Origin of the sequence: Noviherbaspirillum sp. (genome assembly GCF_035627455.1) — a bacterium.
Lineage (GTDB): Bacteria > Pseudomonadota > Gammaproteobacteria > Burkholderiales > Burkholderiaceae_D > Noviherbaspirillum.
In genome coordinates this window covers 70,878-81,904 of sequence record NZ_DASPLS010000065.1, presented here as the reverse complement: position 1 = coordinate 81,904, position 11,027 = coordinate 70,878, and the positions used below count along the sequence as shown (strand labels likewise).

The 11,027-nt window shown below is 62.6% G+C and carries 8 protein-coding genes; 1 reads left to right on the top strand and 7 read right to left on the bottom strand.

Annotated features, from left to right (window positions below; genetic code table 11):
* The 4 genes from VEC01_RS12470 to VEC01_RS12455 form a co-directional block, all read right to left on the bottom strand.
* Window positions 1-393 (bottom strand): ATP-binding cassette domain-containing protein (locus tag VEC01_RS12470; RefSeq protein WP_324901196.1); only part of this gene is annotated, 393 nt, incomplete at its 3' end.
* A 161-nt stretch (window positions 394-554) separates the two neighbouring features.
* A complete protein-coding gene (locus VEC01_RS12465) occupies window positions 555-2,696 on the bottom strand; it encodes a 3-hydroxybutyrate oligomer hydrolase family protein (RefSeq protein WP_324901194.1) in 2,142 nt (713 codons plus the stop codon).
* Between the two features lie 93 nt (window positions 2,697-2,789).
* Window positions 2,790-3,527 carry a 3-oxoacyl-[acyl-carrier-protein] reductase gene (gene fabG, locus VEC01_RS12460; protein ID WP_324901192.1) on the bottom strand — a complete coding sequence of 246 codons (738 nt, stop codon included), beginning with the start codon at window positions 3,525-3,527 and terminating at the stop codon, window positions 2,790-2,792.
* A 275-nt stretch (window positions 3,528-3,802) separates the two neighbouring features.
* Window positions 3,803-5,242, bottom strand: a complete 1,440-nt coding sequence (locus VEC01_RS12455; protein WP_324901191.1) for a sigma-54 interaction domain-containing protein — start codon at window positions 5,240-5,242, stop codon at window positions 3,803-3,805.
* Window positions 5,243-5,483: 241 nt separating this feature from the next.
* Here VEC01_RS12455 and VEC01_RS12450 point away from each other — a divergent pair, with 241 nt between their 5' ends.
* Window positions 5,484-7,661 (top strand): hybrid sensor histidine kinase/response regulator, encoded by a 2,178-nt coding sequence (locus VEC01_RS12450; protein ID WP_324901190.1) that lies wholly within the window; start codon window positions 5,484-5,486, stop codon window positions 7,659-7,661.
* A 53-nt stretch (window positions 7,662-7,714) separates the two neighbouring features.
* Here the strand turns inward: VEC01_RS12450 and VEC01_RS12445 are convergent, their stop codons facing one another.
* The 3 genes from VEC01_RS12445 to pheT are packed head-to-tail and all read right to left on the bottom strand — an operon-like array spanning window position 7,715 to window position 11,008.
* A complete protein-coding gene (locus tag VEC01_RS12445) occupies window positions 7,715-8,116 on the bottom strand; it encodes a MerR family transcriptional regulator (protein ID WP_324901189.1) in 402 nt (133 codons plus the stop codon).
* Window positions 8,117-8,132: 16 nt separating this feature from the next.
* Window positions 8,133-8,546, bottom strand: a complete 414-nt coding sequence (locus VEC01_RS12440; RefSeq protein ID WP_324901188.1) for an integration host factor subunit alpha — start codon at window positions 8,544-8,546, stop codon at window positions 8,133-8,135.
* A gap of 35 nt (window positions 8,547-8,581) precedes the next feature.
* The gene (pheT, locus tag VEC01_RS12435; protein ID WP_324901186.1) at window positions 8,582-11,008 is read right to left on the bottom strand and encodes a phenylalanine--tRNA ligase subunit beta; all 2,427 of its coding nucleotides are present in this window, start codon (window positions 11,006-11,008) and stop codon (window positions 8,582-8,584) included.
* Window positions 11,009-11,027: the final 19 nt, after the last annotated feature.

Here is an 11,027-nt window from a genome sequence, read left to right as displayed (position 1 = left end):
GCGTGCTCGCCCGTTGAGCTGGTTGAGCGTTCGCTCGCTCTTCCAGAAATGGAAGGAGGTGCCGAGCGCGCGCTGCAGCCCGATGCGCACGTTTTCCAGCACCGTCAGGTGCGGAAATACCGCGGAAATCTGGAACGAGCGGATCACACCTCGGTGCGCGATCTGTTCCGGCGCCAGGGAGGTGATGTCGTCGCCTTTGTACAGGATCGTGCCTGCCGTCGGCGTCAGGAACTTCGTCAGCAGGTTGAAAAACGTCGTCTTCCCTGCCCCGTTGGGGCCGATCAATGCGTGGATGGAACCGCGCTTGACCTTGAAGTTCACGTCATTGACCGCGATGAATCCCTTGAAACCCTTGGTCAGGTTTCGCGTTTCGAGTATGACTTCGCTTGCCATCCGTTTTCTCCAGTATTGCTTTGCTTGCACTTTTCATCCGATGCAAGTGCGTGCATCCCGCTGCCCCGGCGCACCGGGGAGGCGACATAAGAACAGTAGAAACACCCTGCGCCGCGCGCGACCAGGTTCGCCGATCGCCGCGCGCGGCTCGGGTCCGGTAATCAGTCCGCGATCGTCAGGGTGTTGTTCGCGAACGTGATGGCGTTGGCCGCTGCCGGCGTGACGGCGATGTCTGGCACGTTGGCCCTGGTGATCGCCGGCGCCGCGCCGGGGCTGCCGCCGCGCGGCGTGGTGCGCACCACCTGGTTGCCGGGCAGTGCCGCGCCCGCCGTCAGGTGCGCCCACATCATGTCAAGTGCCTGGTTGAAGTAGTAATGCAGCGGGATCAACGCGGTGTCGTAGCCCGGGAACGTCAGGAAGGAATCGAAGTGGTTGGCGTTGGTGACTTCGATATAACGCGCATTCGGCCCGCCATTGTTCACCTGCAGCTTGCCGAAGTAGGCGCGCGCCGCATGGTTGACCGGGATTAGCGTATCGCTGCGGCCAGCCACGATCAGCGTCGGCCGGCTCCCCACGCTGCCGTTCAGCTGCACTTCCGAGATGCCTTGCTGCACGCGCCGGGACGCTGCCAGCACGTCACCGGTCAGCGCCGCGCCGGTGACCGGATCGGTACCGGTCACCAAGGCACGCTGGCACAGGGCGGCGTCCAGCGCGAAGTCGGCGAGATTGGTCGACGGCGATACCGCGAGACGGTCCAGCTTGGCGCCGCCGACGGAATCGTTATAGACGATGTTGACGCCGGCGGTCGGCGGCACGCCATTGCCGGTGCCGAACAGCGTTGCCTGCGGCGCGGCCTGCGCGGCCACATTGCCTGCGGCATCGGTATTGGCAAAGCTCAGGCCGCACAGGTTGTCCGTCACGCCGAAGCGGCCGAGCGTGTTGGTGTACGTCATCGCGATCGACGGCGTGGCGAAGCGGTAGTGCGTCGCGTGCAGGATATCCGTATCTGCCTCCCAGCCATAGGCGCGCAGCTTCGCCAATGCGTCGGCGGCGCGTTCCGCCGTGGTCGCGCCGGCGACCATGTTCTTCTGCGCGAGCGCGGTGCAGCGCGCCTCCGCATTGGCGGCCGGCAGCGAGGCCGCAAAAGCGCTGTTGGGCACCGCGAGCGCCGCGCACGGCTGGTAGATGTTGGCGTAGGTGAAGTAATCGGCGAGCGGCTTGCCGATCGTCGTCACCGTGTTGCTGCCGCGGCGGATAGTCAGGCCTGAGGTTGCCTTCGGCTGCGCCTGCGGCTCGGATACGACGATGGCATCAATCAGGCCGCCGTTATCCTGCTCGGCGGCCGCCAGCGCGGCGCCGCCCCCGTTGGACACGCTCGATGCGATCACCGTGGTATTGGACGGTACGAGGCTGCGTACCTTGACATTCGAATTGGCGATCGTGCTGCCATACTGCTCATTGAGCACATAGAACGCGAATTCGACCGCGCGCAGCGTATCCCGGCCCCAGTCCTTTTCCGGATTCTGCTGCGAGTGCGCATGCTTGTACGCGACGCGGTTCGGGAACAGCGCGTTATACGCGGTGCGCGCCGCTTCGCTGATATTGGCGCGGAAATGCGCGAGCTTGCCTGCGGCAGACGCATCGGCGGTCGTGCCATCGATCAGCGTCACCTTGTTCGATTGCAGGTCATGGAAACCGTTGCCGCTGCCCTTGTCGGTGTAGGCCACCGCGCAGCCGCGCTTGAGTCCCCATTCGCCGGAAGTGCCGATCGCGCCATAGATGCCGCGCGAGCCCGAAGAGGTGGCGGTAACGATGCAGGGCCTGGACGGACTGAACGTATCCGGGACCTGCACCATCAGCACCACGTTCTGCGCGCCGCTGCCATCGTCGGCATAGGCGATGTACTCCTTGCCGGCGATCTTGCCGGTCGCGCTCGGGGTAACGCCGCCGTTGGCGACCGTCGGGCCGTAAAGCGTGCCGTAGCCGCCGTTGGCGCTGGTATCGACCAGCGCGCGGTAGTTCTGGTGGATTGCCAGGCGGCGCAGTTCAGCCGCCGTCGGCGTCGCGCTGACCGCGGGCGCGGTCGCACTGGCCAGGCCGGCAGCGCCCAGGCCTGCGGTCAGCAGGTCGTCGCTATTGCCATCGTAGGTCTTGACGCTGATGCTGCCGGAGAGGAAGGCCGGCGTCGTGTTCGCCTGTCCGGCGCCAAGTACGGTGCTGCTGCCGCCTCCTCCACCGCCGCATCCGGCCAGCATGCCGGCGGTGATGATCGAAGTAAAACCGAATGTCCTGCGCATTGCCATGTCGTCTCGCTCCTTCAAGTCGGTCCGGCTGTCTTTACCGGCCCTGGTTGCTGTTATGGGGACTTCGTACTACACAACGGGAACCTGATTCTGTTAAAGCGTCATTCCTCCGCATACCTCGATGACGGCGCCATTGATGTAGCTGGCCTCGTCCGAAGCGAGGAAGGCAAAGGTATTCGCAATCTCTTCCGGCCGGCCAAGGCGGCCGAGCGGCACCCGCTCCTCGAGCGAGCGGATGACTTTCTCTGGCATGCTGGTGATGAGGCCGGTTTCAATGAATCCCGGGCAGACCGCGTTGACGCGGATGCCGTGCCTGCCCAGTTCGCGCGCCCAGGTCTTGGCCATGCCGATCACGCCGAACTTGCTTGCCGCATAGTTGGTCTGCCCGAAGTTGCCGTGGATGCCGACGATGGAGGAGGCATTGAGCACGACGCCGCCCTTCCTTTCAATCATGCTGTCGACCACCGCGCGGGTGCAGTTGTAGGTGCCTTTGAGATTGACGTCGATGACCCTGTCGAACTGTTCGTCGGTCATCTTCCGGAGCTGCGCGTCGGCGACGACGCCTGCGTTGTTGACCAGCACGTCGATCTGGCCGTAGGTGGCCAGCGCGCCGCGCACCATGGTGTCGACGGTATGGGGTTTGGTGACGTCGACCTTGAAGCCGATCGCGCTACCGCCCTGCAGCCGGATTTCGGCGACCGTCTCGGCAACGGCGTCATCAAGATCGCCGACGACCAGCTTCGCACCTTCCTTCGCAAACTTGTGCGCCGTGGCCTTGCCGATGCCGCGGCTGGCGCCGGTAATCAGCGCCACCTTGTTCGTGAGCCTCACGTTGTCTCCAAATCGTTGTTATGGCCTGAGAAGGCGAGCCCGGCGTGCGGACCGCGCCATCGCGGCGATAACAGGCTATGGCAATTGCCATGCCAACAACGCTAAATGCTTGATTTCGAAGGAATTGTGAGACAGACGCCGACAAGGCGGCGGGAGTTTGCCGCAGAAGACGCCGGTGAAAATGTACGGGAATTGGACACCTGTGGCTTATATCTTGATATGTGCTTGAAATATAATGGGATTTGGCCCATGTCCAGATTTCGGACAGGTGTCTATTATTCAGACAGAAGGTTGAATTCGTCGATCTTCTGGTACAGCGTCGCGCGCGAGATTCCGAGTATCCGCGCGGCCTGCGCCTTGTTGCCACGCGTATTCTCCAAGGCCGACCGGATCAGGCTTTTTTCAAGCTCGGCCACCGCCTCGGCGAGATGCCGGACGCCCGACCCGCCACTGCCTGTCACCGCGCTGTCATTCGGCGGGACGCCGGCGTCGACCGGCAGGATGGGCGCGAAATCCTCGGCAGTCAGACTGATGCTGTCAGTCAGCATGCCAGCCTGCTCGAGCGCATTGCGCAATTCGCGCACATTCCCCGGCCAGCGGTAAGACGCAAGAAACGCGCGCGCCGATGGCGTCAGTTCGCGTTGCGGCATGCCGGTGCGCGACGCGATCTGCTCAAGCAGATGCTCGCACAGTGCATCGAGGTCACCCAGCCGTTCGCGCAGCGGCGGCAGCACGATCGGCAGCACATTCAGGCGGTAATACAGGTCGGAGCGGAACTTGCCCTCGGCGACCAGCTGCTTCAGGTCATGACTGGTCGCGGCAATCACCCGCACGTCGACCTTGATGATGGTATTGGAGCCGAGCGGCTCGATCTCCTGCTCCTGCAGCACCCGCAGCAGTTTCGCTTGTACCTGCAGCGGCATGTCGCCCACCTCGTCAAGGAAGAGCGTGCCACCGTCGGCGATCTTGAACTTGCCGTCGCGCCCCTTGCGTTCGGCGCCGGTGTAGGCGCCGGGTGCGACGCCGAAGAACTCCGCTTCCAGCAGCGATTCCGGCACAGCAGCGATATTGATCCCGACGAAGGGTTTCCCCGCACGCCCCGAAGCAGCATGGATGCCGTGCGCAAGCAATTCCTTGCCGCTGCCGGTCTCGCCCAGCAGCAGGACTGTGGTGTCGAGCTGTGCCGCGCGGCGCGCGCGATGCTTGAGTTCGAGCGATACCGGACTGACGCCGATGAAACTCGAGATGGAATACTTGGTGTGGCGCAGTTGCGCGAGTTCCTTCTTGGTATTGGCGAGCGCCCACTGCAGTTCCGCAAACTTGGACACCAGCGGCTTGAGCCGCTGCAGCCGATCGTAAAGTGCGAAGCCGAGTGCGCCGATCACCTTGCCCGATTCGTCCTTGAGCGGAATCCGCATCACCACCAGCGGCTGGTCGCGGATCATCATGATGTCGAGCAGAATCGGCTTGCCGGTCTGCACCACCTCCCGCATGCGGCTGTTCGGGATGATTTCCTCGACCGGCTTGCCAAGTGCGTCCAGTGGGCTCTTGAGACCGAGGAAGGCGACGTACTTGTCGTTGATCCACGCAATGCGGCCATCCTCGTCGACGGCCAACGTTCCCTCGCAGGAATCGTCGAACAAGTCCAGCAGGGATTGCATCCCCACCCGCAGGATGCTGTCCACGTCCCAGGAAGGGGCAACAGACGTTTTCATATCCTCTCCATCGAAGCGCCGCCGAGGCTCGGACGATTATAGATGCTCTTTTGAAACTTTGCGCGACACCGCCTGGCATGATCCCGGCAGCCGAACAGCATCACTATTCCCATTGCAAAAATAAAAGCATCCGGCAGAACGTATCCGCCGCTCCCCCCTCTATCAATGAGGGCCGCTGCGAGACGATGTGCGGAGAATGCCTTGCGCGGCGCGCCACCGTAGCGCAATGAGGAGGCATTTCATGGGCGAGCATCTGGTTCAGTTCTACGACAACGAGAACCACCTGGTTGACGAGATATGGCGGTTCATCAATCCCTGCCTGCGGCTAGGAGAAACCGCGCTTGTGATTGCGTCCCGGGAGAGGCTTGCGGACATCGAGATGAAGTACGCGCCGAGTCGACTCACGGAGATCGGCGTGCCGCATCACGCCAGCCCCTATATTGCGCTCGACGCCGAGCTGACCCTGACGTCGATCATGAAGAACGGCTGGCCGGACGAGGCGCAATTCAACGCGGTAATCGGCGACCTGATGCGCAGCGCCACACGGGAAGGACAACGGCATGTGCGCGCCTACGGCGAAATGGTCGCGCTGCTATGTGCGGACGGGCAGCGCGATGCGGCGATCCGGCTCGAACAGCTATGGAACAGCCTCGGCGAGCGTTTTCCATTCTCGTTGCTGTGCGGCTACCCGATGCACGCATTCTCCGACGCCCGCCACAGCGACGCCTTCGCTGCGGTGTGCGGTGCCCACACGCATGTACGTCCTGCCGAAAACGGCCTCGCGCCGGACAAGCACGACGAGCAGAATCGCGTGATCGCGATGCTCCAGCAAAAAGCGCATGCACTCGAATCCGAAGTCGCACGCTGCAAGGCGATCGAACATTCTCTGCATCAACGGGAGAAGGAGCTCTCGGATTTCCTGGAAAACGCGGTGGAGGGCATGCACCGCGTGGGACCGGACGGCATCATTCTCTGGGCTAACAAGGCCGAGCTCGGCCTGCTCGGCTATGCGTACGAAGAATATGTCGGGCGGCATATCGCCGAGTTCCATGCCGACCGCCACGTGATCGACAACATCATCGAGAAACTGCGCGCCGGCGAAGCGCTGTACGACTACCCGGCGCGCATGCGTTGCCGCGACGGATCGATCAAGCATGTGCTGATCCATTCGAACGCACGGGTGGCGGAGGGCGAATTCATTTCCACGCGCTGCCTGATGCGGGATGTAACCGAACGCGTGCGCCTCGAGCAGGAACTCAACAAGCGGCTCGCACAGCTGGCCGACATGGACCGGCGCAAGGACGAATTCCTCGCGATGCTCGGCCACGAGTTGCGCAATCCGCTCGCGCCGATCATGAACTCGCTTGAGCTGATGCGCATGCACGGCGACGCCCCTGCCCTTGTCGCGCGCCATCGCGACACGATCGCCCGACAGGTTGCGCTCATGACGCGACTGGTGGACGATCTTCTCGACGTATCGCGAATTACACGCGGCAAGATCGAACTGAAGATGGAAACGATCGCGCTCGATCAAGTCATCGAGCGTGCGGTGGAGATCGTGCGTCCGCTGATCGATGAGCGCAACCATCGCCTCGACATCAGGTTGCCGGCGCCGCCCGTTCCCCTGAGAGGCGATACCGCGAGACTCGCGCAGGTCCTCGCCAACCTGCTGCACAACGCGGCCAAGTACACCGATCCGGGCGGATGCATCGTCGTCGACGCCGGGCAACAGGATGGCAAACGCATCGCCATCCGCGTTCGGGACAACGGCATCGGACTGGAGCAGGCACTGCAGGATAAGATTTTCGACCTGTTCGTGCAGGATGCGGCCTCGCTCAATCGCGCGCGCGGCGGGTTGGGACTGGGTTTGACGCTCGTGCGCAGCCTCGTTCGGATGCATGGCGGCGAGGTACGGGTGGAAAGCGAAGGCCCGGGCCGCGGCAGCGTGTTTACGGTGACCCTGCCTCTCGAGCCGGCCGCAAGCGCGGCACCGGAAGATGGGGGAACCGAGCAGCCGTTGAAGGCGCAGCAAGCTCCGCCAAAGACGGTACTGATCGTCGACGACAACGTCGACGCGGGCGAATCGCTCGGCGAGTTCCTGAAGGCCGCCGGTCACCATGTTCATGTCGCAACCAATGGGAAGAGCGCGCTCCTGGCTGCGGCACGGCTGCAACCTGATGTGGTGATTCTTGACATCGGCCTGCCCGACCTGGACGGCTACCAGGTCGCCCAGCGCCTGCGGTCGGAAATCGGCCTGACCTCGGCGCTGCTGCTTGCCGTCACTGGTTATGCGCAGGAGCGCGACCGGGTCACTGCCCGTCATGCCGGCTTCGACCACCATTTTGCAAAGCCCCTCGACATTCGCCGGCTCGAACAGCTACTTTGCGTGCCGGATGGCGCGTCGCCCGGGATACGGTGACAAAAAAAAACCGCCATTGGCGGTTTCGCTGCAGGGGCGCCGGGACCGGCTGCCTAGCGCTTCAAAAGATTGAGAATTTCGGACAGTTCGTTGCGGATCGCAGCGGTGTTCATTTCGAGAGGCGGCAAGCCCGCGCCGAGATCATCCTCGGAGTTGCCGTTGGCGCTGCCGTTGGCCATGCGGCTGTCGAGCTTGTTGCGCGCGCCGCTGATGGTAAAGCCCTGCTCGTACAGCAGTTCCCGGATACGCCGGATCAGCAGGACTTCATGATGCTGGTAATAGCGCCGGTTACCGCGCCGCTTCACCGGCTTGAGCTGCGTGAATTCCTGCTCCCAGTAGCGCAGAACATGCGGTTTGACGCCGCACAGCTCGCTTACCTCGCCGATCGTGAAATAGCGCTTCGCCGGAATCGGCGGCAATACGACAGCGTCGGATTTGTTGGAGCGCTCGGTCATGGGTCAGTGGATGGCGTCAGGCGAGGCGGGCGAGCGGCTTGGCTCTTGCAGATTCGACCATGCTTTTCAGCTTCTGGCTTGCATGGAAGGTCACCACGCGGCGTGCGGTGATCGGGATTTCCTCGCCGGTCTTCGGATTGCGGCCGGGACGCTGCGGCTTGTCGCGCAGCTGGAAATTGCCGAAGCCGGACAGCTTGACCGACTCGCCGCGTTCCAGCGCGTTGCGGATCTCGTCGAAGAAAGTTTCGACCATATCCTTCGCTTCGCGCTTGTTGAGCCCTACCTGCTCGAACAGAAGTTCGGCCAGCTCCGCCTTGGTCAGCGTCGGCAGCTCCTTCTCGGCCTGGGTGCGAGCCTGGGACTCCTGCACGGCACGATTGAGGTCGGCGGCCAAAACGGATTGAAGTTCGGCGGAATTCACTTCATTCATAGTAGTTATCGCTGCCCTGACGTCGTTTTCTACTTTCATGCACGCAGTCTGGCGCCATGGCTATTCTCGACCGACGCGATGAAAGCGGTCATTGCGGCGTCCACTTTGTCGTCCTGCAGGGTAGTTTGAGTATCTTGCAAGGTAAACCGGAAAGCAAGACTTTTTTCGTCATTTTCCAACCCCTTGCCGCGATATTCATCAAACAAAACAATGGCTTGCATGATAGCACAGGCCGGGTTCGATTTCCTCTCGGAAATGAAGGTATCGATAAGTTCCTGAGCCGCAACCGACTGTTTCACAACAACCGCGATGTCGCGGGTAACCGCAGGGAATTTCGAGATTTCCTGGTAAGCCGGCAAGTCGCGCGTTTGCAGTGCAGTGGCTTCGACCTCGAACACCACCGGGGCCAGCGGCAGGTCATACTTCTGCTGCCAGCGCGGATGCAATTCGCCGATGAAGCCGACCACGCGGCCATCCATCAGGACTTGTGCGGAGCGCCCGGGATGCAGCGCCGGATGTTCCGCTTTCACGAAACGCAGTGACTTGGGTGCGAAGAGCGCTTCCAGATCGGCCTTCACGTCGAAATAATCCACGTTGCGGGCCGGCAGGCCCCACTGCTCTTCCGCGACCTGCCCATAGGCAATGGCGGCGATATGTTTCGGCTGGTCGTAACCGGCCACGGTCAGCGGTCCGTCCTGGGTGGCGGCATCGCGCAGATAGACGGCGCCGACCTCGAACACGCGAACCCGGTTGATCTTGCGGTTCAGGTTGTAGCGCACGTTCGCCACCAGGCTGCCCAGCAGCGTCGAACGCATCACGCTCATCTGGCTCGCGATCGGATTCTGCAGCCGGATCGGATTCGTGTTGTTGGCAAAGTCCGTTTCCCAGGTTTCCTCGACAAAGCTGAAGTTGACCACTTCCTGGTAGTCGAGGTCGGCCAGCTGGCGGCGCACCGCGAACAGCGAACGGGTGTTTTCGGGCGCAATGCGCATCATGTTCGGCGCAACGGGCGGCTGTGCCGGAATGTTTTCGAAGCCGTAGACGCGTGCGATTTCCTCGATCAGGTCTTCCTCGATCTCGATATCGAAGCGGTACGATGGCGGCGTGACGGTGAATGTGCCCGCTTCCTGCGTGAAGTCGAGGCCGAGACGGCGGAAAATGTCGGCGATCTGCTCGTCCGAGACCGGCACGCCGATCACCTTGGCCGCGCGCGCGGTGCGCACGGAGACCGGCTTGCGCTGCGGCAGGTTCACCACATGGTCGTCCACCGGGCCGACCACGGTATCCTTGCCGCCGCAGATTTCCACGATGAGCGAGGTGATGCGCTCGATATGCTCCACCGTCGTCGCATAGTCGACGCCGCGCTCGAAGCGGTGCGCCGCATCGGTCGAGAAGTTGTAGCGGCGGGCGCGACCCTGGATGGACTGCGGCCACCAGAATGCCGCCTCGAGGTAGATGTTGGTGGTGTCGAGCGACACGGCGGTGGAATCGCCGCCCATGATGCCGGCGAGCGATTCAATTTCCTTGTCGTCGGCGATCACGCCCACCCAGTTGTCGAGTTCAATGGTATTGCCATTCAGGAGCTTGAGCGATTCCCCCGGGCGCCCCCAGCGCACATCGAGGCCGCCATGGATCTTGTCGAGGTCGAACACATGGCTCGGGCGGCCGAGTTCGAGCATCACGTAGTTGGAGATGTCGACCAGCGCCGAGATCGGGCGCTGTCCGCTGCGCTCCAGTCGGCGCTTCATCCAGTCCGGCGTCTGCGCATGCGCATTCAGGTTGCGGATCACGCGGCCCGAAAAACGGCCGCAGAGGTCGGGCGCGGAAATCTTTACCGGCAGCTTCTCGTCGGTATTGACCGTCACGGTCTTGAAGCCCGGCGCCTTGAGGGGCGTGCCGGTCAGCGCCGATACTTCGCGCGCGACACCGAGCACCGACAGGCAGTCCGCCTTGTTCGGAGTCAGCTTGATGGTGAACTTGAGGTCGTTGAGCTGGTAGTAGTCGCGGAAATTCTGGCCGACCGGCGCGTCGTCGGGCAGCTCGAGCAGTCCGCCATGGTCCTCGGAGAGCTTCAGTTCACGCGCCGAGCACAGCATCCCCTGCGATTCGACGCCGCGCAACTTGCCGATCTTGATTTCGAAGGGCTTGCCGTCTTCTCCCGGCGGCAGCTTGGCGCCGGCCATTGCGCACGGCACCTTCATGCCTGGACGCACATTCGGCGCGCCGCAGACGATGTTGAGCAGCGTGCCGGTGCCTGCATCCACCTGGCAGACGTTGAGCCGGTCGGCATTCGGGTGCTTTGCCACTTCGACGACCTTGGCGACGACCACATGGCAGAACGGCGGTGCCACCGGCTCCACCTCTTCCACTTCCAGACCGGACATGGTCAGCAAATGCGACAGCTCGTCCGATGTCATCTTCGGATCAACCAGGGTACGCAGCCAGCTCTCGGAGAATTGCATAGTCAGAACCTTCAGAAAA

Bases quoted from the DNA above. Each gene is read 5' to 3' on its own strand.
- pheT (WP_324901186.1), bottom strand. From the start codon at position 11,008: ATGCAATTCTCCGAGAGCTGGCTGCGTACCCTGGTTGATCCGAAGATG.
- VEC01_RS12440 (WP_324901188.1), bottom strand. From the start codon at position 8,546: ATGAATGAAGTGAATTCCGCCGAACTTCAATCCGTTTTGGCCGCCGAC.
- VEC01_RS12455 (WP_324901191.1), bottom strand. From the start codon at position 5,242: ATGAAAACGTCTGTTGCCCCTTCCTGGGACGTGGACAGCATCCTGCGG.
- VEC01_RS12445 (WP_324901189.1), bottom strand. From the start codon at position 8,116: ATGACCGAGCGCTCCAACAAATCCGACGCTGTCGTATTGCCGCCGATT.
- VEC01_RS12465 (WP_324901194.1), bottom strand. From the start codon at position 2,696: ATGGCAATGCGCAGGACATTCGGTTTTACTTCGATCATCACCGCCGGC.
- VEC01_RS12450 (WP_324901190.1), top strand. From the start codon at position 5,484: ATGGGCGAGCATCTGGTTCAGTTCTACGACAACGAGAACCACCTGGTT.